We start from the raw sequence: 23,275 nt of genomic DNA on the forward strand, positions 1-23,275 counted from the left end.
ATACGTCGTTCGTCTCCCGGGCTTTTGTCCCGCCGTGTAACCTCGCTGGAGGTCGCCAACTCTCGGACCAGCCGCCCGCGATCGTCTCGATCGGCGGGCCGGAACCCTAGTCGGCCATTTGCAGATTGTGGTGCCGCGGCCCGCATGGCGGGTGACTCCTGCACGGAGATGGATTAGCGAAAGGCGTGCCAGTTTCGCCGGAGCCGCGTGGCGCGTGGCCTGCAGGGCTGCCGGCGGTTTCCCTGCGCGGCGCTGCCGTCTTGTGGGGCGCAGGGCTGGTGCGGCCGTGCACCAGGATGAGGCGTTTGCCGCGCCGTGGACGGCCGCGTATGGTGGCGGCCGTTTTTTCGCCCTCGTGGAGCGTCCCGTGAGACCGCCCTTGCCCCTGCTGATCGCCCTGCAATTCCTCACCCGTCTGCCGATCCGCCTGCCGGGGATGCCCGCGCCGGAGCAGCTCGGCCGCTCGTTGCTGTGGTATCCGCTGGTCGGCCTGCTGCTCGGTGGCGTGCTGGCGCTGGCCGCCCTGGCGCTCGGCGGCGTGGCCACGCCGCTGGCCGCGGCGCTGCTGCTGGCCCTGTGGCTGCTGGCCAGCGGCGGCCTGCACCTGGACGGCCTGGCCGACACGGCGGACGCCTGGGTCGGCGGCTGCGGCGACCGCGAGCGCACCCTGGCGATCATGAAGGATCCCTGCTGCGGGCCGATCGCCGTCATCACCCTGGTGGCCCTCCTGCTGCTCAAGTTCGCCGCCCTGTGGGCGCTGCTGGCGGCGGGGCAGTGGGCGGCGCTGCTGCTGGCGCCGCTGCTCGGCCGCAGCGCGCTGCTGCTGCTGTTGCTCGGCACGCCCTACGTGCGCGCCGGCGGGCTGGGCAGCGCCATGGCCGCGCATGTGCCGACGCGCGCCGGCTGGCGGGTGCTGCTGGCCACCGGCCTGGCCTGCCTGCTGGCCGGCTGGCCCGGCGTGCTGGCGCTGGGCGTGGCGCTGGGCCTGTTCGCCCTGTGCCGGCGTGCCCTGCTGCGGCGCATCGGCGGCACCACCGGGGATACCGCCGGGGCCGTGCTGGAGCTGATCGAGTGCGGCGTGCTGGTGGTTCTGGCCGTGTGAGCCCGGCGCGCGGCTGCGCCGAAAGGGTGCGCCACCCCCGTCGATAATCGGGCGGCGCGCTTCGGATTGGTGCTTCGGCCGCGCCGACTACCGCCAGGAGCGGGCTTTTCGGGCGTTGGCGCAGATCTTGCGTAGCCGGGCTATCGTTCTGGCTCGCAGGAGGCCGCCGTGTCGATCCATGTCGCACTGCATCACGTCACCCACTATCGCTACGACCGCCTGGTCAATCTCGGACCGCAGATCGTCCGCCTGCGTCCGGCGCCGCACAGCCGCACGCGCATCCTGTCCTACGCCCTCAAGGTGCAGCCCGAGGGCCACTTCATCAACTGGCAGCAGGACCCGCAGGGCAACTACCTGGCGCGCCTGGTGTTCCCGGAAAAGACCGACGAGCTGAAGATCGAGGTCGATCTGGTCGCCGAGATGGCGGTGTTCAACCCGTTCGACTTCTTCCTCGAACCCTACGCCGAGCAGATCCCCTTCCGGTACACCGACGGCGAGCGCGTGGAGCTCGCTCCCTACCTGCACACCCTGCCGGCCACGCCGCGGCTGGCCGACTACCTGGCGAGCATCGAGCGCACGCCGACCCCCAGCGTCAACTTCCTGGTCGAACTCAACCAGCGCCTGGCGCGCGACATCCGCTACCTGATCCGCATGGAACCGGGGGTGCAGACGCCCGAGCAGACCCTGGAGAAGGCCAGCGGCTCCTGCCGCGACTCGGCCTGGCTGCTGGTGCAGCTGCTGCGCCACCTGGGCCTGGCCGCGCGCTTCGTCTCCGGCTACCTGATCCAGCTCACCGCCGACGTCAAGGCGCTCGACGGCCCGTCCGGCACCGAAGAGGACTTCACCGACCTGCACGCCTGGTGCGAGGTGTACCTGCCGGGCGCCGGCTGGATCGGCCTCGATCCCACCTCCGGGCTGTTCGCCGGCGAGGGGCACATCCCGGTCGCCTGCAGCCCCGAGCCGTCCTCGGCGGCGCCGATCAGCGGCGGGGTGGACAAGTGCGAGGTGGAGTTCGCCCACGAGATGCGCGTCGAGCGCATCTGGGAAGCGCCGCGGGTGACCCTGCCGTACAGCGACGACCAGTGGCGGGCCATCGATGAACTGGGCCGCCAGGTCGACGCCGACCTGCAGGCCGCCGACGTGCGCCTGACCATGGGCGGCGAGCCGACCTTCGTCGCCATCGACTACCCGGACGATGCCGAATGGAACACCGCCGCGCTCGGCCCGAACAAGCGCCGCCTGGCCGCCGAGCTGTTCCACCGCCTGCGCGCGCACTACGCGCCGCAGGCGCTGGTGCACTTCGGCCAGGGCAAGTGGTACCCCGGCGAGCAGCTGCCGCGCTGGTCGCTCAACTGCTTCTGGCGCAAGGACGGCGAGCCGGTGTGGCGCAATCCCGAATTGCTCGCCGACGAGGGCCTGCACTACGGGGCCGACGAGCGCCTCGCTGCGCGCTTCCTCGCCACCCTGGCCGGCCAGCTCGGCCTGTCCGGCGAGCACGCCTTCCCGGCCTACGAGGACTGGCTGTACTACCTGTGGCGCGAGCGCCGCCTGCCGGCCAACGTCACCCCCGAGGACGCGCGCCTCAGTGACCCACTGGAGCGCGAGCGCCTGCGCAAGGTGTTCGACCAGGGTCTGGAGCAGGTGGTCGGCCATGTGCTGCCGCTGGCGCGCAGCGTCGACGGTTCGCACTGGCAGAGCGGCCCCTGGTTCCTGCGCGACGAGCACTGCCGGCTGATCCCCGGCGACTCGCCGCTCGGCTACCGCCTGCCGCTGGATTCGCAGCCGTGGGTGAGCAGCAGCGACTATCCCTACGTGCAGGCGCCCGATCCCAATCAGAGCTTCCCGCCGCTGCCCAGCCACACGGCGATCCGCGAGCAACTGCGTTACGCGCCGTCCGGTACGGCTGCGGGCGCGGCTGCTCCGCGCGCCGTGGAGGGCAGCGGCGTCGGCGTTGGTGACCGTGGCGCGCTTGCCGCCAGCGCCGCGACCCAGGCCGCGCCAGCGCCGTTCCAGTCCGCCGCCGGCATCGTGCGCACCGCGCTGTGCGCCGAGCCGCGCGACGGCCGCCTGTACCTGTTCATGCCGCCGCTGACGCGTCTCGAGGACTATCTGGAGCTGGTCGCCGCCATCGAGGCGACCGCCGCCGAGCTGCGCTGCCCGGTCATGCTGGAAGGCTACGAGCCGCCGGCCGACCCGCGCCTCGCGCACTTCCGCGTCACCCCCGATCCGGGGGTGATCGAGGTCAACATCCACCCGGCGGCGAGCTGGGACGAACTGGTCGAGCGCACCGAGTTCCTCTACGAGGCTGCGCGCCTGACCCGGCTGTCGTCGGAGAAGTTCATGATCGACGGCCGCCATACCGGCACCGGCGGCGGCAACCACTTCGTGCTTGGCGGCGCCACCCCGGCCGACTCGCCGTTCCTGCGCCGCCCGGACCTGTTGCGCAGCCTGATTTCCTACTGGCACAACCACCCGTCGCTGTCCTACCTGTTCAGCGGCCTGTTCATCGGCCCGACCTCGCAGGCGCCGCGCGTCGACGAGGCGCGCAACGACGCGCTCTACGAACTGGAGATCGCCTTCGCGCAGATGCCCGAGCCGGGTGCCGACTGTCCGCCGTGGCTGGTCGACCGCCTGCTGCGCAACCTGCTGGTCGACGTCAGCGGCAATACCCACCGCGCCGAGTTCTGCATCGACAAGCTGTACTCGCCGGACTCCAGCAGCGGCCGCCTCGGCCTGCTGGAACTGCGCGCCTTCGAGATGCCGCCGCACGCGCGCATGAGCCTGGCCCAGCAGGTGCTGCTGCGTGCGCTGGTGGCGCGCTTCTGGAACGAGCCGTACCGCCCGCAGCGCCTGGTGCGCTGGGGCACCGAGCTGCACGACCGCTTCCTGCTGCCGCACTTCGTCGAGCAGGACCTGCGCGACGTGCTGCACGAACTCGACGCGGCCGGCTACGCCTTCCGTCCCGAGTGGTTCGCCCCGCACCTGGAGTTCCGCTTCCCGCAGCTCGGCGACTTCGCCGTGCAGGGCATCGACCTCGAACTGCGCCAGGCGCTGGAGCCCTGGCACGTACTGGGCGAGGAGGGCGCCGTCGGCGGCACCGTGCGCTACGTCGACTCCTCGCTGGAGCGACTGCAGGTGCGTGTCAGCGGCATGGCCCCCGACCGCTACGTGCTGACCTGCAACGGCGTGCCGGTGCCGCTCACCCCCACCGGCACGGTCGGCGAGTTCGTCGCCGGTGTGCGCTTCCGCGCCTGGCAGCCGGCCGCCTGCCTGCAGCCGACCATCGGCGTGCACGCGCCGCTGGTGTTCGACCTGGTCGACACCTGGATGCAGCGCTCGCTCGGCGGCTGCCAGTACCACGTCGCCCATCCGGGCGGGCGCAACTACGCAAGCCTGCCGGTCAACGCCTACGAGGCGGAGAGCCGGCGGCTGGCGCGCTTCTTCCGCCACGGTCACACGCCGGGGCGCGTCGAGGCGCCGCAGCCGGTCGCCAACCGCGAGCTGCCGATGACCCTCGATCTGCGCCGAACCTGAGTCGCGTAGGGTGGGTTAGCCGCGCAGCGGCGTAACCCACCACCGATGCCGCAGGCATCGCCCCGGGCCGGCCTGGTGGCCGGTCGGTGGGTTACGGCCTCCGGCCTAACCCACCCTACGATCGAGCTTTCCCCGCCATTGGTCGCGGGACGCGCGAAAGCGGGGGCTGCTACCCTCGCCCCACCCGACCCCGTGCGCGGGGCCGGAGATGCACTACAACAGGATGTCCACCGGGTACCCCATGTCCGACCTGCTTGCCCACTACCGGCGTAGCGACGCCGTCTACCACGAGCTGCTGGATGCCGAGGGCGAGGTGCGCCCGCACTGGCGGCAGCTGCTCGGCCACCTGCGTCGCTGCACGCCGGCGCAACTGCGCCAGCGCCAGGCCCTGCTGGCCCGACAGATCCAGGAGAACGGCGTCACCTACAACGTCTACGCCGACCCCGACGGCGCCGACCGGCCGTGGGAGCTGGACCTGCTGCCCAACATCATCCCCGCCGAGGAGTGGCAGGAGCTGGCCGCCGGCGTGGCGCAGCGCGCCACCCTGCTCAATGCCGTGCTCGCCGACATCTACGGCCCGCAGCAGCTGATCGCCGATGGCCTGCTGCCGGCCGATCTGGTCTACGGCCACAACAACTACCTGTGGCCGTGCCAGGGTCTGCAGCCGCCCGGCGGCACCTGGCTGCACGTCTACGCGGTGGATCTGGCGCGCGCCGCGGACGGTCGCTGGTGGATCACCGCTGACCGCACCCAGGCGCCTTCCGGCGCCGGCTACGCGCTGGAGAACCGCCAGATCGTCTCGCGCGCCTTCCCCGAGCTGTACCGCGACCTGCGCGTGCAGTACCTGGCCGGCTACTTCCGCACCCTGCAGGAAACCCTGGCGCGCCAGGCGCCGAGCGACGGCGAGACGCCGCTGGTGGTGCTGCTCACCCCGGGACGTTTCAACGAAACCTACTTCGAACACCTCTACCTGGCGCGCCAGCTCGGCTATCCGCTGGTCGAGGGCAGCGACCTGACGGTGCGCGACGCCACCGTCTACCTGAAGACCCTCGGCGGCCTCAAGCGCGTGCACGCGCTGCTGCGCCGCCTCGACGACGACTTCTGCGATCCGCTGGAGCTGCGCAGCGACTCGGCGCTAGGCGTGCCCGGCCTGCTCGACGCGGTGCGCCAGGGGCGCGTGCTGGTGGCCAACGCCCTCGGCAGCGGCGTGCTGGAGTCGCCTGGCCTGCCGGGCTTCCTGCCCGGCATCTGCGAGCAGCTACTGGGTGAGAAGCTGCGCCTGCCGTCGATCGCCAGCTGGTGGTGCGGCGAGCCGCCGGTGTGCGAGGAGGCGCTGGAGCAGCTCGACCGGCTGCTGTTCCGCGCCGCCTTCCCCTCGCAGCGCTACGCGCCGCAGTTCGGCCCGGACCTCGACGAGAAGCAGCGCGCCGCCCTGGCCGAGCGCATTCGCCTGCGTCCCTACGCCTACGTCGGCCAGGAGCGCCCGCTGCTGTCCCAGGCGCCGGTGTGGAATGCCGCCAGCGCGCGCCTGGAGACGCGGCCGATCGGCATGCGCGTGTTCGCCGTGGCCGGCCCGGACGGCTACCGGGTGATGCCCGGCGGGCTGACCCGGGTGGCCGCCAGCGCCAGCGCCACCACCCTGTCGATGCAGCGCGGCGGAGCGAGCAAGGATACCTGGGTGCTCGGCGAGCGCCACGCCAGCAGCGAGCCCTGGCAGTGGGCGCGCAGCCTCGGCGTCGCCGACGTGGTGCGCAGTGACCCCTACCTGCCGTCGCGGCTGGTGGAGAACCTGTTCTGGTTCGGCCGCTATTGCGACCGCTGCGAGGGCAGCGCGCGCCTGCTGCGCATCATGCTCGCCCGCTACGTCGACGACGGCGACGATCCGGAGGCGCTGCAGGCCGCCGTGGCGGTGGCCGAGAGCCTGGGCCTGCTGCCCGATGCGCGGACGCGCGCCGCCGGCAAGGGCGACAAGGACGCCGCCGAGGTCGAGCTGAGCCTCGAGCAGCGCCTGCTGCAGGCGGCGACCAGCAAGGACTGGCCGTTCAGCCTGCGCGCCAACCTGCTGCGCCTGCAGTGGGCCGCCGCCAGCGTGCGTGGCCGGCTGTCGCGGGAGAACTGGCAGGCGCTGGTCGAGCTGCACCAGGAGGTGCAGGGCCTCGACCAGGAGGCGGCCGATCCCGGCGCGCTGCTGGAGTTTCTCGACCGCCTGCTGATGTCGCTGGCTGCGCAGTCGGGCTTCGCCCTCGACGACATGACCCGCGACGACGGCTGGCGCTTCCTGATCATCGGCCGGCGCATCGAGCGCGTGCAGTTCCTCGCCGAGAGCGTCGCCCGCCTGCTGCAGAGCCCGGCGGCGCAGGACCAGGCGGCGCTGGCCTGGCTGCTCGAGCTGGGCAACAGCAGCATCACCTACCGCACCCGCTACCTGGCCGCGCCGCAACTGGTGCCGGTGCTCGACCTGCTGCTGCTCGACGGGCAGAACCCGCACGCCGTGGTGTTCCAGCTGCGCCAGTTGCACCGCTCGCTGGAAATCCTCGGCGAGCGCCTGGAGCTGGGCGCCTTGCCCGACCTCAAGGCCCTCGACGAGCGCCTCACGGCCTGGGATCTCGGCCATCTCGAGTGCAACCCGCTGGGCGAGGGCAGCGCCGCCGCCGCTCTCGCCGCCCTGGCCGAACAGTTGCTGACGGTCGCCGCCGTCGCCGGCCAGCTCTCCGATCACCTTGGCCTGCGCTTCTTCGTGCATGTCGACGCCAGCCAGCAGACCCAGTCGCTATGACCAGCGTTCGCTATCTCGTTCTTCACGACACCCACTACCGCTACTCGGCGCCGGTATCCATCGCCCAGCAGCTCGCCCACCTGTGGCCGCGCGAGAGCCCCTGGCAGCGCTGCCTCGCCCGCGAGCTGACGGTCAGCCCCGAGCCGACCCGGCGCGTCGATAGCCTCGATGTGTTCGGCAACCCGCTGACCCGCCTGGCCTTCGAACGCCCTCACGACGCACTCGAGGTCGGCGCGCGCCTGGAGGTCGAGGTGCTGGCGCGGCCGACCCTGCGCCTGGCCGACTCGCCGGCCTGGGAACAGGTCGCCCACGATCTCAGCTACTCGGGGCAGCCGCTCAGCGCCGAGGCAATGGAGGCCGAGCGCTACCGCTTCCAGTCGCCCTACGTGCGCATCAAGCACGGCTTCGCCAGCTTCGCCGAGGACTGCTTCAGTCCCGGCCGGCCACTGCTGCTGGCCACCCAGGCGCTGATGCGCAAGATCTTCCGCGAGTTCACCTACGATGCCGCCGCCACCCAGGTGGCCACGCCGCTGACCCAGGTGCTGGAGGAGCGGCGCGGGGTGTGCCAGGACTTCGCCCACCTGATGCTCGCCTGCCTGCGCTCGCGCGGCCTGGCCGCGCGCTACGTCAGCGGCTACCTGCTGACCCAGCCGCCGCCCGGCAAGCCGCGGCTGATCGGCGCCGACGCCTCGCACGCCTGGATCTCGGTGTGGTGCCCGCGCCAGGGCTGGGTCGACTTCGACCCGACCAACAACCTGCTGCCGGCGCTGGAGCACATCACCCTGGCCTGGGGCCGCGACTTCGCCGACGTGTCGCCGCTGCGCGGGGTGATCCTCGGCGGCGGCAGCCACGATCCCGAGGTGCGGGTGACGGTGATGCCGCTGGAGGAGGCGCTGGCGCGCGGGCTCTGAGCCCCGCGTGCGGGGCCTGTCGGCCGGCACGGCGCCAGGGTGCTGGCCAGCCTCAGCCGCTGAGGAACGACTGGTGGATCTCGCTGCCGTAGCGGCGAATGATGTCCAGCTTGGCCTTGTGCAGCGCCGTGGCGTCGTCGGCCTTGCCCAGGCGCTCCACCGTGCGTCGCGCCAGCTCGTCGGAGATCACGTCCATGAACAGCTCGGCGAGCAGCAGCCGGGCGGTGTCGCGAAAGTGGCCGCGACCGTCCACGTACAGCTGCACGGTGGGCGCGGCGGTGTTGATCAGGATCTTGCGCTCGGCCGGGCTGTACACCGCGCGGTCCAGCTCGTTGTGCAGGCTGCGGAACTCGTAGCCGACGAACATGCGTTCGCCGTGGTCGCGTGGCGCCCGCTGCCGGGCGGCATGGGCCGCCGTACCATGGCTGTGCCGCGCGGCGGCCTGCTCGGCCACCACCAGCTCGCACCAGGCCCAATAGGTGCCGGCGCGCACCAGGATCTCGCCGCGGCTGGCGGGCGCGTCGCCGCTCACCGTCCACTCCAGGCTCTCGCGCCCGCCCAGCTCGCCGACCGGGATCTCCACCGGGTCCGGCTCGATGTGCAGGCTGTCGGGCAGCCGGTAATCGAAGCGCAGCACCTCGCCGGCCGCCAGCTGGGTGGGGTCGATCAGCAGGGTGACGTGGAAGGGATGTCCCGGCTGGCGGTAGTAGAAGGGCGTGGAAAAACGCAGCGCCGCCGGGCGCTCCGCCGCCGACGTCCCCGCGACCGGCGGCAGGCTGAGGCCGAAGTCCTGGATCGCCGCGCGGCTCATGCGCTCGAGCAGGCGCTCGATCATGTGGCTGGTGCGCCCTGAGGCGGTGGCATGCTCCAGGTGCTTGAGCTTGTCGCGCTCGGCCAGCACGCAGGGCGCGATCAGCGCGCTGACCGCGCTGGCGAAGGCCGCGACGAAGGGCTCCTTCTGGTTAAGCCCCTCGCGCTCGTCGCTGATCACCGCCAGCCCCTGGCCGAGGCGGTCGAGCAGCGCCGGGCACTCCACCGTGCCGAACAGGTACTCGGTGCCCACCTGGTTCTCGTAGTCGAACAGCTGGCAGTCCAGCACCGCCGTGCCGGACAGCACCAGCAGGCCGTTGCTGCGCTCGTCGCCGCGGGTGGTCAGCTCGGCGTCGAGGGCGCGTTTGAGGGTCAGGGTGAACGGGTGGCTCACGCCGTCGTGGACGAACTGTCCGGGCTGGTCGGGGCCGATCAGCACGCTGGCGGCCGGCTCCTGGTAGCGCACCGGGCCGCTGTGCTCGACCGCCTTGCCGTGCTGCATGTGCACCAGTTCGACCGTGCGCCGGCGCAGTACGTCGCGCAGGTAGATGTTGTTGGCCACCGCCTGCACCAACGAGCGGAAGTGCGGGATGGTGATCTGCGGGTGGTCGGTGACGATGCTCACCCGCGTGCCGTTGCCGGGCGCCTCCAGTCGCTCGTGGTCCTTGTCGCGCGCCGGGCGGTCGCAGTCGCCGTCGTCGTAGAGGTAGCCGCCGTTCTCGTCGCGGAACAGCTCGATGCGCGAGTAGCGCCCGCCGCGGATGGTCTCGATCCAGCCGTAGCCCAGCCCGTAGATGGCCTGCTTGAGGCCGCGGCCGAAGTAGCCGCGCCCGCCGCCCTCGCCGCGCGCCAGCGGGCTGTGCGCGCCGCCGTAGGCGAGGATGAAGCGCGCCTGGTCGAAGGCCATGCCCTCGGCCTGGTCGGCGACTGCCAGCACGGCGCCGGCCTGGTGACGTTCGTAGCGGATGCTGATCCGCCCGCTCACAGTCGCGCCGGCCTGCTCCAGGCGGCCATAGCTGTCGTCGGCGTTGGTGATCAGCTCGACCAGGGCCTTTTCGACGGAGGCGAAGCGCCGCGAGTCGATGTCGATCACCCGCTGGTCGACCGGGATGGGGGAAATGGCCATGTCGTGCTCCTTGCGCAACCGAGCGGTGGTCGGCTCAGGGAAAGGGTAGTCAAAAGCCGCACAGGCGGATTGTGCCGGAGGGCAGGGCGATCCCGTACTGCTCCGGCAGCGACTTGCGGCAGTGCGCGCGTCGTCGGTACGGCAGCCCGGCCCTGCGCACCACGGGCGCAACGCTGCGACAGGCCGCGCCGGCGAACGCTGCCGCTTCGCCGGCATGCACCCTCACAGGCTGCGCGCGATCTGCTGCGGTCCCCCCCGGGGCTCATCACTGGCGGGCTCCCGGGGCTGCGATTGGCCGTCGCCGTCCGTGTCGGGCGGGTCGGGCGCGATCCGCACGCGCGTGATCCAGGTGATGTCACGGCTGTCGCCGCGGCTGATCCGCGCCCCGGAAAAGGCCCACAACGACCCCCGCCCCGCCGTCAGCGCGTAGACCGGGTAGCCGATTTTCAGCGGTGCAGCGGCCGCGCGGAAGGTGCCGGGGGCGGCCTGCACGATGGCATCGACCCGTGTGCTGCCGAGCCAGGCGGTCTCCTCCCCGAGGAAGAGGACGACGCCCTCGCTGGCGAACTGGAAGGGCTCGGACGCGAGGCGGTTGCCGCCGGGGTCGATCGCCCATGCGGTCGTCCGCAACGCCTCCCAGGCGGCGGGCAGGTCGGCGCGCTCCTTGACCTGGCGCACCAGATAGAGCCCGCCCGCGGACGTCGCGAGCTGGAAACTCGCGCGGCGCCCGTGATTCCCGCCGGGCAGCGGCAGGCTGGCGACGATCCGCTTCGTGCGCGGGTCGACGCGCACGACCTCGCCCGCCGGCGTGGCGATCCAGACCGCGCCGGCCGTGGTCGCGATCGAGCCGCTGGTCAGGCCGCGGGCATCCGGCACGGGAAGCGGGATCGTTTCGACGATGGCGTTGGCGACGGGGTCGATCCGGGACAGCGCGAGTCCGTCGACGCGCAGCAGGATGCCGGCGCGGCGCGGTGCCTCGCTGGCGGCGATGACCCAGACGGCGTTGTCGTCGACGGCCAAGGCCACCGGATTGCGCGGGAACGCGAAGCTCGCCACGATCCGCTGCGTGCGCGGATCGATGCGGTGAACCTTGGTGCCGCCGTGGCCCTCGGCAACCCAGATGGCGTCATGGCCGGCCGTCATGGCGCCGGCGGCGAAGCCGTCCACGGCGAACAGGTCGTTGAAGCGATTGCTGGCGAGATCGATCCGCACCACGCGGTTGACCGGCAGGCTGCGCCGGGTCGGCACGGCCACGAGGGCCCACAAGGCATCGTCGGTGAACGCGGTGGCGTCGACCCGGCCAGCCACGGTAAGGCTGCCGATCGCGTCGGGCCCCACCGGTGGCCGCATGTCGAGGGTCGCCGTGCGCCATCGCCAGTCGAGTTCCTCCGGCGTGACGCAGGCGGCCAGCAGCGCGATGGCGGCGATGAGGAACAGGATCGCTCGGAAGGATGGGCGCACGTTCGATCCCCTGCAGTTCTGACGGCGGCTGGCACCGGCGTGCGCCGCCTACCAAGGATAGCCAAAAGCCCGCCATTCCTGCGTCGAGCGCGCAGTGAGGCGCGGAGGCGCGCGTGCGCGGGCTGCCGGCGGCGGCTGGCGATTCCGGCGGGCGGTTTTGACAGGGGGGAGGTGCAGTCCTACGCTGCACTGGCATCGGCTCGATGCATGGGTGTTCCGGGCGGCCGGCGGCTGGTCCCAGCGCGGATTGGTCGGATGCTGCCCGCGCGGTGGTCGGGGTGTCGAGGCGGTGAGCGGGGCGATCCTCGCCGCGGCGCGGCGCTCGCCCTGTCCGGGCAATCCCGGGGTGGCTCCGCTCGCAGGCGCTGCCCCGCATCGAGGAGTGCGCCATGAAACCTCTGTTGCCGGCCCTGCTGGCACTGCTGTCCACCTCCGCGGCACTGGCTGCGGACCCCGAGGTTCCCTATCCCGCCGGTTACCGCTTCTGGCAGCACGTCAAGAGCATGGTGATCGAGCAGGGGCACCCGCTGTACGAGTCCTTCGGCGGCATCCACCACATCTACGCCAACGCGGCGGCGCTGGAGGGTTACCAGGCCGGCAAGTTCCCCGATGGTGCGGTGATCGTCTTCGACCTGCTGGAAGCGCAGCGCGCCGACAGCGCCATCACCGAAGGCAAGCGCAAGGTGGTCGGGGTGATGCACAAGGACGCCGCGAAGTACGCCGCGACCGGCGGCTGGGGCTTCGAAGGCTTCGCCGGCGGCGATCCCGCGCAGCGCGCGGTCGGCGCCAACGCAGCGACCGCCTGCTATGCCTGCCATGCGCCGGAGAAGGACCACGACTACGTGTTCAGCCGCACGCGCGACTGACCGGACGCGGCGGGGCAGGGCGATCCGGCCGGCACGCTCGCCGGCCTGGACGCCACTACCCTTGCCGCAGTCGGCGCCTCGCGGCCGGTCGTTTCGCCTTGCGCGCGTTCAGAGCGTATCCAGCGCCGGCAGGGCCTCGCCGAAGATCGACAGCACCTGGCGGAAGCTCTCCTCCGGGGCGGCGTGCAGCTGCAGCGCCTCCCCGGTGACCGGATGGCGGAAGGCCAGGCCGGTGGCCGCCAGCATCAGCCGGCTGTAGCCGAAGCGCTCGGCGAAGTAATGGTTGTGGCGGGTGCGGCCGTAGTTGGTGTCGCCGATGATCGGGTGGCTGATGTGCTGCATGTGCCGGCGCAGCTGGTGCTTGCGCCCGGTTTCCGGGTACAGCGCCAGCAGGCTGTAGCGGCTGGCGGGGTAGCCCTCGATCTGCACCGGAATTTCCGTGGTCGCCAGGCGGCGATAGCGGGTCAGCGCCTCGCGCACCGGCTGCGGCTCGTCCTTGTCGCGGCGGTCGATGGCATGCTCGCGCAGCGGATGGTCGATCAGCCCCTGCTCGGCGGCCCAGCCGCGCACCATGGCCAGATAGGTCTTGCGCACCTCGCCGGCCATCATCGCCTTGCCCAGCACGCTGGCGGTGGCGGGGTCGCGGGCGAACACCAGCAGCCCGGAGGTCGGGCGGTCCAGGCGGTGCAGCGGATAGACGTGCTCGCCGCCGTTCAGCTCGCGGGCGTACTGCAGAGCGAACTCGGTTTCGTGCCGGTCGATCGGGCTGCGATGCACCAGCAGCCCGGCCGGCTTGTGCACGGCGAGCAGCCAGTCGTCGCGGTAGACCTCGCTGAGCGGGTTGGTCGATGGCGGCATGGGCGGGGTGGAAACGGGCACGGGCAGGCTCTGGCATGGGTGGCCGGGGAACAGGGGGAGGGGAAGGTACGGGGTTTGCGGGTATTTGGCCAGCAGGATGCAGTCGCAACCCGCGGCAGGCCGCGTGGATGCCACAACTACCCGTACCGCGCTAGAGCCGCCGGCAGATCGGCAGCGGTGCCTGCTAACGATCCGTCTTCTGCCCGTCTTTACGCCACATGTAGACGCCAAAAAGCGACCAGGCGGTTACGAAGAACGGGACTGAAAACGCCAGCGCCTGCAGAACGTCGTAGCCGGGGGCCGGGCGAATGTAGGCGTTGAGCAGCGGAATCGCGAGGCCTGTCGTCAAACCCAGCCCGATGGCATGGCGCATGACCACGAAACGCACCCAGGCTTGCGCCTTGTTCTTGTCCTTCATCGTATCGAGTCCTCCATGATGGTGAGACTGGCGGTCTTGCACACCCGACAGGGGTTCAGTCGCGGTGCCGAGGTCGCGCAGAAGTGGAAGGGCTGTCGGCTGCGGAGCCGTGCTGGGGCATGGGTCCGCGCCTGCGCATGGCAAACCGTTTCAGGCCGACGCCATGTCGGATCACGTGTTGCTCCTCGGTGATCTCGAAGCCATGTCGCGCGAAGAAGGACACGGCGACCAGGCTCGCTTCGGTGAATAGTTCGGTGACCGCCCAGGTGCTCGACAACTGCGCTGCTGCCTCCCGGAGCAGCGCGGATGCGACACCTCTCCGTGCGCCCCGGGGGGAGGTGTAGAGCAGGTCGATGTGGCCGTTCGACTCATACGATACAAATCCCAGGTACGCAGCGTTTTCCTCCGCGACTATGGTGTGCAGTGCGCCGAGTCGAGAACGCCACGCCTCCAGATCGGGTCGATCCGGCGCCCAGGCATGACGTTGCTCGGCAGCATAGTGCGGCTCTGCCAGGGCATGCACAGACGCGGTGAACACGTCCACCAGTCCCGCCAGATCCGTATCCTGGTACAGGCGCAGCTTCACGATGCGGCTCTCCCGAGGTCCGGCGTCTGGCTCAAGCCGAGCGTCCGCCAGAGGCGGGCGGTTCGGCGCGAAGCGTGGGGCGGGCCTCGCCATGGTGCAGATACTTCTTGAAGTAACCGGCCCGGGTGGAATAGCCGAGCGCCCGGTAGAAGTCCGCAGCGCCGGCAGTTGCCAAGGACGTGAGTGTGCACCCAGCCTCCGCAGCCCAAGCCTCGAACGCGTCCATGAGCATTCGGCCGACGCCACTGCGCCGCTTGGCGTCGAGCACGAGAATTTCGTCTACCCAGGCCGTATCACCGGCGGCATAAAACGCCGCGTGCCTGTGGCCCGAAACGTAGCCGACAAGCGCCCCATACAGCGTAGCCACTGCCACGAGCGAGCAGGGATCAATGAGCTTGTGCCGGAACATGCGCGAGTACACGTCCGTAGCGATGGGCGTTGGCGTTGGGAACGCGCGCACCAACTCCAGCAACATGGCTTCGTCTTCCTGAACTGCCGAACGGATCCGGATCATCTCTATGGCCTGATATGAGGTTGCAGGGCGTGCCTCCGGCGCGCCCCATTCGTAAGCGCTCCATAAACCCCACCGTCGGCAGCTGGGCAAGATCAGACAGGGTTGGCAAGGCTTTACTCACTACTTGTGGGGAGAGTCCATATACGCATTGTTATGTTTACCAAACACCAAGAGTTTCAAGCAGCTCATCATGCCCCTCCAGCAAGGCTGATTTTGTAATGATTTCTGGATCAATACCGTATTTTTTACATATTGCAATGGTGCTCGATATGAAAGGTTCACTTGCAAATGGGGATATGTGTATTTTTTCAATTAGCTCTTTAGCATTGAGCGCTATGGATTCTGCTTTTGGCTCAAATCCACCAAGAGACTTATGGTCAATTTCTGGGATGGTGAATAGTCTTACTTCTTTTTCATGGCTAAAGGATGCGCGTTTTAGCAAGGGTGACAAGTGACCGTCAATCACACAGTCTTTTGGTGAAATATCCTGATCGTAAAAATCTAGATATTTTACGGCTCCGATTTGCACAAGCAAATCTTGCTCCACTGATTCTATCGATTTCTTAAGTGAATCTATGCTGGTTTGAATGGCGATTCCTTTGCCGTTTTCTGAGTATAGCCTCCACATGGCTTCAGATTCATGCAAGCTGCTATGCCAGCAATTTACTGTTATGCCTCTTGCTATTGCTTTATATGCTTCTTTAACAAAGTCGTTTTGTGAGTCTAGCCTCGTGCGAAGCTGCATAAGCAACTCTTCGCCGACAGTGTTGATAACTCCTGAGGTTCTTGAGTTGTCGGCCAATATTTTTAGTTGGTCATAGACGCTTTCAAGCTCTTTGTAAGACGACCCCAAAACCGTGGCCAAAGCTTCAAATGCAACTTTAGGTAGATAGCCCTCAAAAGGATCAGATTTGGCGTAAGTAGAGAGTGGCGTAAAATAAAGCGACTCGACTTCTAGCAAGTTTACGAGCTTATCTATAGACATGTAGCGCCATAGAGGAATCTGGCTTGTAATACTTGAACCCAGTTTCACTATTGCCATTTGAATCACTCCATGACTTCGTGGGAAACATAACGATTAAGCTAACGGGCAGACAAAGCGTAGCTTTTGGTTGTCCAGCGAACGAAGTGAGCGGCAGTTGAGCGCATTGTTATGCGCGCATACCTTTGATTATTGCCCCAGGTACTGTGGCAAAGCCTTTGGCTGTGTTTTGATCCGTAAAAATAGTTGTGCGTATGAACTCGCACTCTTCAACTGTGCAATTTTTTAAAACAACAATTCCTGTAAGAAATACATCTTCAGGCAGTGCAACGATGTCGCCGCACTCAGAGAAGCCACTGTTCACATAGTTTCCGCCCAAAATGGCCACGGCTGCTGGGCCGACAAATTTACACCTTTTGAAGTGTTTGTTTTCATGCAGTTGAACTGTAGGGAGCCTTAGGTCCTCAATCGGAATTATTGAGTCTTTAAAGCTCTCTAATAGAGGGTTTATTGAGCTTTTAGGTGTCAATAAGGCACGGTGAAGGTCTGCCGAAGCCTGCTTCAGTACTGCGGACTTAATTAAGTAGAGAATAATGGATACGACCAATGCTGTTATGCAGCCAGCCGCAACCCAGTAAATTGGCCCTAGCTGTTTAAGGATAGGGTCTGCTTTGGCTACAAATGCAGTCAACGTCCCGCTGCCACCTATGAATAGTAAAGTGGCAATTCTCCACCCCCATTCGGCAGCGGATAGCCCCGTTTCAAATAGTGATATTGAATGCCAGAGGCTCTGTCTTTGCACGTTACTCTCCTGTGTGCATAACTATAAATAGACGTCAAATGGTGTATAACTCCCCGGTCGGGGCTGGTGGATAACATTCCTTGTCATTTTTACTGTCCCTGTCTACGCTGCGGGTTCTGCGGTCAGGATGACCGCTTCGGGGAGTTATGCACCATGGATGGCAAGCCCAGGCTGCTCGACCAGATGCGTGAGCGGATTCGCGTCAAACACTACTCCATTCGAACCGAGAAGGTCTATTGCGAGTGGGTGAGGCAGTTCATACGTTTCCACCAGTACCGTCATCCGGTGGAGATGGGCGCACCGGAGGTGGAGGTTTTTCTGACCGATCTGGCTGTACGGCGCAAGGTGTCGGCCTCCACGCAGAACCAGGCGCTGGCTGCCTTGCTGTTTCTCTACCGCGAAGTGCTGCAGATCGATCTGCCCTGGTTGAAGGATGTGGTGCGGGCGAAGAGGCCGCAGCGCCTGCCGGTGGTGCTGTCGGTCGAGGAGGTGCGCAGCGTTCTGGCCGGTCTGCAGGGCGATCTCTGGCTGCTCTGTAGTCTGCTGTATGGCACCGGCATGCGGCTGATGGAGGTCTTGCGCCTGCGGGTCAAGGATGTGGATTTCGCCCGCGGGGAGATCCTGATCCGCGACGGCAAGGGCATGAAGGATCGCGTGACGGTGTTGCCGCGTAACCTGCAGCAGCCGTTGCGCCAGCATCTGGCGGTGGTGCGCTCGCTGCACCAGGCCGAGCTGGCGGCCGGGCTGGCTGTACTGAGTCCGCTGGATCGGCCTTGAGCTTCACCCGCACTTGCTGTGCCCGCAGTTCAGGCAGGTGGCGCAGCCTTCCAGCTTGACCACCGCCTGGGTGTGGCAGTGGCCGCACAGTTGCGCACCGGGCGGGAAGCCTTCGCCGGGTTCCAGGGCCGCCGCGCCCTGGCTGGCCTCCCAGGCGGCGCGGCGTTCGGCCAGGTAGCGCTGCTGCGCCGCGTCCGGCGTGTGTTCGTGGAGCAGGCCGATGGCGATCAGGTGGCGCTCCAGTACGGCGCCGATCTCGGCGACGATCGACGGCATGTACACGCCGCCCTTCTTCAGGTAGCTCGACGGCATGTACACGCCGCCCTTCTTCAGGTAGCCGCCGCGCGGGTCGAACACCGCCTTGAGCTCCTCGACCAGGAAGGTGCAGTCGCCGCCCTTGCGGAACACCGCGGACATGATGCGGGTGAGGGCGACGATCCACTGGAAGTGGTCCATGTTCTTCGAGTTGATGAAGATCTCGAAGGGCCGGCGCTGCTCGAAGGGCGTGCCGGCGTTGAGCAGGATGTCGTTGATGGTCACGTACAGCGCGTGCTCGAACAGCGGCGACTTGATCTTGTAGGTGGTGCCGGTGAGCAGCTCCGGGCGCTCGAGGGTTTCGTCGAGCTGCACCGGCGGCTGCCCCGGCGCCTGGGCGGGGCGCTGGCCGGCGACCACTTGGAAGCTCTTGATGCGCTGGCCGATCTTCACGGTCATGGGGTTCTCCCGAGGTAGGGTGGGTTAGGCCCCTGGCCGTAACCCACCAACCGGCCGCGAGGCCGGCCTCTGCCAGCCTGGCGGCATCGATGGTGGGTTACGCCGCGGTGTGGCTAACCCACCCTGCAAATACTCCGGCACTGGCCTTCAGTATTTGCCGTAATAGCCTTCCTTGAGCGCGTCGAACAGGTTGGCGGCGCTGTTCACCTCGCCGTCGTACTCGACCAGTTCGTTGCCGCGCAGCTCGATCACGCTGCCGTCCTCCAGCTCGAAGCGGTACAGGGTGTTCTCCAGGTCCGCCTCGCGCACCAGCACGCCCTGGAAGGCCGAGGGATTGAAGCGGAAGGTGGTGCAGCCCTTGAGGCCCTGGCGCCAGGCGTAGCGGTAGATGTCCTTGAACGCCTCGAACGGGTAGTCGCTGGGCACGTTGGCGGTCTTGGCGATCGACGAGTCCACCCACTTCTGCGCCGCGGCCTGCATGTCGACGTGCTGGGTCGGGCCGATATCGTCGGCGCCGACGAACCACTCCGGCAGGCGGTGCGCCGGGTCGCTGCTGTCCGGATCGGCCAGCGGGTCGACCAGCGCGCGGTAGGCCAGCAGTTCGTAGCTGAGCACCTCGACCTTCTCCTTGGCCTTGCGCCCGGGGCGGATCAGGTTGCGCGAATACCTGTGGGCGAAGCTCGGTTCGATGCCGTTGGAGGCGTTGTTGGCCAGGCTCAGGCTGATGGTGCCGGTGGGCGCGATGGAACTGTGGTGGGTGAAGCGCGCGCCGGTTTCGGCCAGCGCGGAGACCAGCTCGGGGTCGACCTCGGCGATGCGCTGCATGTAGCGCGAGTAGCGCGCGTGCAGTACGCGCCCCGGCAGGCGGTCGCCCACCTGGTAGCCGTCGGTGGCCAGCTCAGGGCGCTGCCCGAGCATCCGCGCGGTGATCTCGAACTCCTCTGCCAGCAGCGGTGCGGGGCCTTTCTCCCGAGCCAGTTCCAGCGCCGCCCGCCAGCCGCCCAGCGCCAGCTCGCGCGCCACGTCCTCGGTGAAGCGGCAGGCCTCGGCGCTGCCGTAGCGCAGGCGCAGCATGGCCAGCGCCGAGCCGAGGCCGAGAAAGCCCATGCCGTGGCGGCGCTTGGCGAGGATCTCCTCGCGCTGCGCCGCCAGCGGCAGGTTGTTGAGTTCCACCACGTTGTCGAGCAGGCGGGTGAACACCTGCACCACCTGACGGAAGCGCTCCCAGTCGAAGCGCGCGCGCACGTCGAACGGTTCGTCGACGAACAGGGTGAGGTTGACCGAGCCGAGCAGGCAGGCGCCGTAGGGCGGCAGGGGCTGTTCGCCGCAGGGGTTGGTGGCGCGGATCTCCTCGCACCACCAGTTGTTGTTCAGCTGGTTGACCCGGTCGATGAGGATGAACCCGGGTTCGGCGAAGTCGTAGGTGGAGGCCATCAGCATGTCCCACAGGTGGCGGGCGCGCACCTTGCCGTAGACCCGGCAGGCCACCTTGCCGTCGTCGCGGCGTGGATAGCCCTCGTGCAGCGGCCAGTCGCGCCAGACCACCTGGTCGGAGTTGGCGAGGTCGAGCCGGGCCGCCTCGCGCGGATGCAGCGGAAACACCAGCGGCCAGTCGGCGTCGTTCTCCACCGCCTGCATGAAGTCGTCGCCGATCAGCAGGCTGAGGTTGAACTGGCGCAGGCGGCCGTCCTCGCGCTTGGCGCGGATGAACTCGCGCACGTCCGGATGGGCAACGTCGAAGGTGGCCATCTGCGCGCCGCGCCGGCCGCCGGCGGAGCTGACGGTGAAGCACATCCGGTCGAACACGTCCATGAACGACAGCGGCCCGCTGGTGCGTGCGCCGGCGCCTGCGACCTGCGCGCCGTGCGGGCGCAGGGTGGAGAACTCGTAGCCGATGCCGCAGCCGGCCTTGAGCGTCAGCCCGGCCTCGTGGAGCTTGCCGAGGATGTCGTCCATCGAGTCGTGGATGGTGCCGGACACTGTGCAGTTGATGGTCGAGGTGGCCGGCTTACGCTCCTGCGCGCCGGCGTTGGCGACGATCCGTCCGGCCGGGATGGCGCCGTTGCGCAGCGCCCAGAGGAAGCGTTCGTACCAGTGCTCGCGCAGTTCAGCGCGCTCGACCCCGGCCAGGGCGCGGGCGACCCGCTGCCAGGTGGCGTCGAGGTCGGCGTCCACCGGCGTGCCGTCGGGCTCGACCAGCCGGTACTTCTGCGCCCAGATGTCGGCCGCGGCGGGCTGCAGGGGAATGCCGGCGACCTTGTGCGGCGCGCGGCCGCCGTGCCTGGCCATCGGAGGGAGTCTCCCGTCGGGCAGAGGATGCCTTTTACCTTAGCCGCTGGGCGGCGGCTGTGCCCGGCCGTGGCGGCGGGCTGGCGCGCAGCGGGCCAGCCCGGACAGCTTCAGTGCATCTTGCGCGTCGAGGCCTTGCGCGTGCCGGTTTCCTTCGGCGCCAGCAGGTGCAGGTAGTCCTGGAAATAGTCTTGCAGGGTGGTGCTGATCGGCATCGCCCCGGTGGTTTCCTTGAGCGTGCTGGCTGCCTCCTTCTGCCAGGTGGAGATCGCTTCCTGGGCGGCATTGCTGAAGGTGCTCTGGTTGGCCAGGCTGGTCTCGGCGACCTGCTGGATCACATCGGTCTGCAGCTGCAGCGCCTTCCAGTACAGGTCGGCGGCGATGCCGTTGAGGCTCTGCCAGTCGCTGGCGTCGAGCATGCGGGTGGCGGCGCTTTCCAGCTCGGAGGTGCAGCTGTTGACCGCGCGGTTGCCCGCCTCGCTCCAGCGCAGGGCGCTCTCGCGGGTCAGGTCGCAGAGGCGGAAGTACAGCTGCAGGTTGACCTTGAACAGGGTCAGGGTCGATTGCGGATCGAGGTACATGGGGGAGCCTCCCGCCCGTCGGGGCGTATGCCAGGGAAAGGACTGAAACTCACTGTTCGCGCACGTACTGCCCCGGCGCGTCGTCAATCACCGCGTAGCCGCGCTCCGGCGCGCCGGTGGCCGGCGGGGCGGCCGGCGCGGCCGAACGCTCCTTGAGCCAGCGCGTCCACTCCAGCCACCACGAGCCGTCGTGGCGCGGCGCGCTGGCCAGCCAGGCGTCGGGGGCCACGTAGTTGCCGCCGGCCGGGCGCTCCAGCACCTGGTAGTGGCGCTTGGCACGCCCCGGCTCGCTGACGATGCCAGCGTTGTGGCCGCCGGTGGTCAGCACGAAGGTGATCGGCGCCGGGCTGAGGTAGTGCAGCTTGAACACCGAGCGCCAGGGCGCGACGTGGTCCTGGGTGGTGGCCACGCAGAACACTGGGGTGGAGATGTCGCTCAGCGACACCGGGCGTCCGCCCACCGGATAGCGGCCCTCGCTGAGGTCGTCGTTGAGGAACAGGCGGCGCAGGTACTGGGCGTGCATGCGCGCCGGCATGCGCGTGGCGTCGGCGTTCCAGGCCATCAGGTCGATCATCGGCGCGCGGTCGCCCATCAGGTATTCGCCGACCATGCGCGACCACAGCAGGTCGTTGGACCGCAGCAGCTGGAAGGCGCCGACCATCTGTCCGGCGGTCAGGTAGCCGGTTTCCGCCATCTGCGCCTCGAGCAGGCTGACCTCGCTCTCGTCGATGAATAGCGCCAGTTCGCCGGGTTCGGTGAAGTCGGTCTGCGCGGTGAACAGGCTGATCGAGGCCAGGCGGCGGTCGCCGTCGCGCGCCATGGCGGCGGCGGCGATCGCCAGCAGGGTGCCGCCCAGGCAGTAGCCGGTGGCGTGCACCTTGCGTTCGGGGACGATGGCGTTGATCGCGTCGAGGGCGGCGAAGAAGCCGAGCTGCAGGTACTCGTCCATGCCCAGGTCGCGGTCCTCGGCGCCGGGGTTCTTCCACGACAGGCAGAACACCGTGTGGCCCTGGTCGACCAGGTACTTGACCAGCGAGTTGTGCGGCGACAGGTCGAGGATGTAGTACTTCATGATCCATGCCGGGACGATCAGGATCGGCTCCGGATGCACCGTCTCGGTGGTCGGCGTGTACTGGATCAGCTCGATCAGGCGGTTCTTCAGCACCACCTTGCCGGGAGTCACGGCGAGGTTCTCGCCCACCGCGAACTTCTCGGTGCCGGCGGCCGGGCGACCGGCGGCCAGGCGTTCGAGATCCTCCAGGTAATGGATCATGCCGCGCATCAGGTTGGCGCCGCCGGATTCCAGGGTGCGTTGCAGCACCACCGGGTTGGTCGCCAGGAAGTTGCCGGGCGAGAGCATGTCGAGCAGCTGGCGGGAGGCGAAGGCGACCACCTCCTGATGGTGGCGCGACACGCCGCGCACGCCGCTGGTGGCCGCCTGCCACCACTCCTGGGTGAGCAGGAACGACTGGTGCATCAGGTTGAACGGCCACTGGTGCCACTCCCTGGCGGCGAAGCGACGGTCGCGCCGCGGCGGCTCGACGCACTCGTGCGCCGGGCAGTCCGGCGAGGCGAAGGCGACTTCGCTGGCGTAGCGGCTCATGCGGCCCATCTGCTCCAGCGCCAGGTTGAGCAGCTCCAGCTGCTTGCCCGGCGAGCCGGCCAGGTGGCTGGACCAGTCGAGCATGGCCAGCAGCAGCGCGGTCGGCGAGAGCGAGGAGGTGGCGCGGGCGATGGCCGCGTGCACCTTGAGGTCGAGGGGATTGGCGTCGGGTGCCTTGGGCGCTGTGCTGGCCGGTGGCATCGCGGCTTCGGGAGTGGGCATGTTCATGTGCTGATCCTCGACTGGCTTCACGGGACGCCGTGGCTGCAGCCCGGCGCCGGAAATCCTCTCGGCCGTGCACCGCGCGGTCCTTGCGGGCATGGGCCAGGGGCGGTTCCAGCATGCCTGACCGGTCCCGGTGCTGCCAGCTTTAATTGCGGTGCAGCATGGGCGGTTGGTGCGGCAAGCCTTGATATTAGCTGGTGATTCCGGGTTCTGATTTCGGATTGTTGAATTTTTTCTTGCAGTGCGATGCAGGGGAGGGCTGGCGCGGCCCGGGGTGATGGGTCGAGGCGCGGGGGCGAGGGCTTTTGTATCCGGCGCGGGGCGGCCACACTGAAGGCTG

At 68.3% G+C, this 23,275-nt stretch carries 18 protein-coding genes and 1 riboswitch; of the genes, 6 read left to right on the forward strand and 12 right to left on the reverse strand.

Features of this window, described 5'->3' with window-relative positions:
* Positions 1-11 precede the first annotated feature (11 nt).
* Positions 12-121: riboswitch (guanidine-I (ykkC/yxkD leader) on the reverse strand.
* A gap of 246 nt (positions 122-367) precedes the next feature.
* The 4 genes from BLT78_RS03295 to BLT78_RS03310 all read left to right on the forward strand — a co-directional run bounded on the left by BLT78_RS03295 (position 368) and on the right by BLT78_RS03310 (position 8,323).
* Positions 368-1,102, forward strand: a complete 735-nt coding sequence (locus BLT78_RS03295) for an adenosylcobinamide-GDP ribazoletransferase (protein ID WP_269458067.1) — start codon at positions 368-370, stop codon at positions 1,100-1,102.
* 168 nt (positions 1,103-1,270) lie between these two features.
* Positions 1,271-4,636 (forward strand): transglutaminase family protein, encoded by a 3,366-nt coding sequence (locus BLT78_RS03300; RefSeq protein WP_090347606.1) that lies wholly within the window; start codon positions 1,271-1,273, stop codon positions 4,634-4,636.
* A 241-nt stretch (positions 4,637-4,877) separates the two neighbouring features.
* Entirely contained in the window at positions 4,878-7,412 is a 2,535-nt protein-coding gene (locus tag BLT78_RS03305) for a circularly permuted type 2 ATP-grasp protein (RefSeq protein ID WP_090347607.1), read from the forward strand.
* Positions 7,409-8,323, forward strand: a complete 915-nt coding sequence (locus BLT78_RS03310; RefSeq protein ID WP_090347608.1) for a transglutaminase family protein — start codon at positions 7,409-7,411, stop codon at positions 8,321-8,323. The genes BLT78_RS03305 and BLT78_RS03310 overlap by 4 nt, the downstream gene beginning before the upstream one ends.
* Positions 8,324-8,375: 52 nt before the next feature.
* Here BLT78_RS03310 and BLT78_RS03315 read toward each other — a convergent pair whose 3' ends face one another.
* Together BLT78_RS03315 and BLT78_RS03320 are read right to left on the reverse strand one after the other, a co-directional pair.
* Entirely contained in the window at positions 8,376-10,259 is a 1,884-nt protein-coding gene (locus BLT78_RS03315) for an ATP-binding protein (RefSeq protein ID WP_090347609.1), read from the reverse strand.
* A gap of 222 nt (positions 10,260-10,481) precedes the next feature.
* A complete protein-coding gene (locus BLT78_RS03320) occupies positions 10,482-11,720 on the reverse strand; it encodes an NHL repeat-containing protein (RefSeq protein WP_090347610.1) in 1,239 nt (412 codons plus the stop codon).
* A 389-nt stretch (positions 11,721-12,109) separates the two neighbouring features.
* Here BLT78_RS03320 and BLT78_RS03325 point away from each other — a divergent pair, with 389 nt between their 5' ends.
* A complete protein-coding gene (locus BLT78_RS03325) occupies positions 12,110-12,586 on the forward strand; it encodes a cytochrome P460 family protein (protein WP_090347611.1) in 477 nt (158 codons plus the stop codon).
* Positions 12,587-12,694: 108 nt separating this feature from the next.
* Here the strand turns inward: BLT78_RS03325 and BLT78_RS03330 are convergent, their stop codons facing one another.
* The 6 genes from BLT78_RS03330 to BLT78_RS21290 form a co-directional block, all read right to left on the reverse strand.
* Complete coding sequence (locus BLT78_RS03330) at positions 12,695-13,465, reverse strand: pseudouridine synthase (RefSeq protein WP_197673136.1); 771 nt, start codon at positions 13,463-13,465, stop codon at positions 12,695-12,697.
* A gap of 163 nt (positions 13,466-13,628) precedes the next feature.
* The gene (locus BLT78_RS03335; RefSeq protein ID WP_090347613.1) at positions 13,629-13,862 is read right to left on the reverse strand and encodes a hypothetical protein; all 234 of its coding nucleotides are present in this window, start codon (positions 13,860-13,862) and stop codon (positions 13,629-13,631) included.
* Positions 13,863-13,917: 55 nt separating this feature from the next.
* Entirely contained in the window at positions 13,918-14,448 is a 531-nt protein-coding gene (locus BLT78_RS03340; RefSeq protein ID WP_231975686.1) for a GNAT family N-acetyltransferase, read from the reverse strand.
* Positions 14,449-14,479: 31 nt separating this feature from the next.
* Positions 14,480-14,962 carry a GNAT family N-acetyltransferase gene (locus BLT78_RS03345; protein WP_090347615.1) on the reverse strand — a complete coding sequence of 161 codons (483 nt, stop codon included), beginning with the start codon at positions 14,960-14,962 and terminating at the stop codon, positions 14,480-14,482.
* A 157-nt stretch (positions 14,963-15,119) separates the two neighbouring features.
* A complete protein-coding gene (locus BLT78_RS03350; RefSeq protein WP_090347616.1) occupies positions 15,120-16,004 on the reverse strand; it encodes a DUF2971 domain-containing protein in 885 nt (294 codons plus the stop codon).
* A gap of 109 nt (positions 16,005-16,113) precedes the next feature.
* Positions 16,114-16,746, reverse strand: a complete 633-nt coding sequence (locus BLT78_RS21290; protein ID WP_157719473.1) for a hypothetical protein — start codon at positions 16,744-16,746, stop codon at positions 16,114-16,116.
* Between the two features lie 153 nt (positions 16,747-16,899).
* Between BLT78_RS21290 and BLT78_RS03355 the strand changes: the two genes are divergently transcribed.
* Positions 16,900-17,523 carry an integron integrase gene (locus BLT78_RS03355; protein ID WP_090347617.1) on the forward strand — a complete coding sequence of 208 codons (624 nt, stop codon included), beginning with the start codon at positions 16,900-16,902 and terminating at the stop codon, positions 17,521-17,523.
* Positions 17,524-17,526: 3 nt separating this feature from the next.
* Here BLT78_RS03355 and BLT78_RS03360 read toward each other — a convergent pair whose 3' ends face one another.
* From BLT78_RS03360 to BLT78_RS03375, 4 genes are all read right to left on the reverse strand, one after another.
* Positions 17,527-18,237, reverse strand: coding sequence for a TSCPD domain-containing protein (locus tag BLT78_RS03360; protein WP_090347618.1), 711 nt, complete (start codon positions 18,235-18,237; stop codon positions 17,527-17,529).
* 147 nt (positions 18,238-18,384) lie between these two features.
* Complete coding sequence (locus BLT78_RS03365) at positions 18,385-20,526, reverse strand: adenosylcobalamin-dependent ribonucleoside-diphosphate reductase (protein ID WP_090347619.1); 2,142 nt, start codon at positions 20,524-20,526, stop codon at positions 18,385-18,387.
* Between the two features lie 110 nt (positions 20,527-20,636).
* A complete protein-coding gene (locus tag BLT78_RS03370) occupies positions 20,637-21,107 on the reverse strand; it encodes a hypothetical protein (RefSeq protein WP_090347620.1) in 471 nt (156 codons plus the stop codon).
* A gap of 49 nt (positions 21,108-21,156) precedes the next feature.
* On the reverse strand, positions 21,157-22,938 hold the full coding sequence (locus BLT78_RS03375; RefSeq protein WP_231975687.1) for a PHA/PHB synthase family protein: 1,782 nt from the start codon (positions 22,936-22,938) through the stop codon (positions 21,157-21,159).
* Positions 22,939-23,275 lie beyond the last annotated feature (337 nt).

Origin of the sequence: Pseudomonas oryzae, from assembly GCF_900104805.1 — a bacterium.
GTDB classification, from domain to species: domain Bacteria; phylum Pseudomonadota; class Gammaproteobacteria; order Pseudomonadales; family Pseudomonadaceae; genus Geopseudomonas; species Geopseudomonas oryzae.

Coding starts and splice junctions, on each gene's coding strand:
- BLT78_RS03305 (WP_090347607.1), top strand. CDS start 4,878: ATGTCCGACCTGCTTGCCCACTACCGGCGTAGCGACGCCGTCTACCAC.
- BLT78_RS03310 (WP_090347608.1), top strand. CDS start 7,409: ATGACCAGCGTTCGCTATCTCGTTCTTCACGACACCCACTACCGCTAC.
- BLT78_RS03315 (WP_090347609.1), bottom strand. CDS start 10,259: ATGGCCATTTCCCCCATCCCGGTCGACCAGCGGGTGATCGACATCGAC.
- BLT78_RS03325 (WP_090347611.1), top strand. CDS start 12,110: ATGAAACCTCTGTTGCCGGCCCTGCTGGCACTGCTGTCCACCTCCGCG.
- BLT78_RS03335 (WP_090347613.1), bottom strand. CDS start 13,862: ATGAAGGACAAGAACAAGGCGCAAGCCTGGGTGCGTTTCGTGGTCATG.
- BLT78_RS03345 (WP_090347615.1), bottom strand. CDS start 14,962: ATGATCCGGATCCGTTCGGCAGTTCAGGAAGACGAAGCCATGTTGCTG.
- BLT78_RS03350 (WP_090347616.1), bottom strand. CDS start 16,004: ATGGCAATAGTGAAACTGGGTTCAAGTATTACAAGCCAGATTCCTCTA.
- BLT78_RS03355 (WP_090347617.1), top strand. CDS start 16,900: ATGGATGGCAAGCCCAGGCTGCTCGACCAGATGCGTGAGCGGATTCGC.
- BLT78_RS03360 (WP_090347618.1), bottom strand. CDS start 18,237: ATGACCGTGAAGATCGGCCAGCGCATCAAGAGCTTCCAAGTGGTCGCC.
- BLT78_RS03365 (WP_090347619.1), bottom strand. CDS start 20,526: ATGGCCAGGCACGGCGGCCGCGCGCCGCACAAGGTCGCCGGCATTCCC.
- BLT78_RS03370 (WP_090347620.1), bottom strand. CDS start 21,107: ATGTACCTCGATCCGCAATCGACCCTGACCCTGTTCAAGGTCAACCTG.
- BLT78_RS03375 (WP_231975687.1), bottom strand. CDS start 22,938: ATGAACATGCCCACTCCCGAAGCCGCGATGCCACCGGCCAGCACAGCG.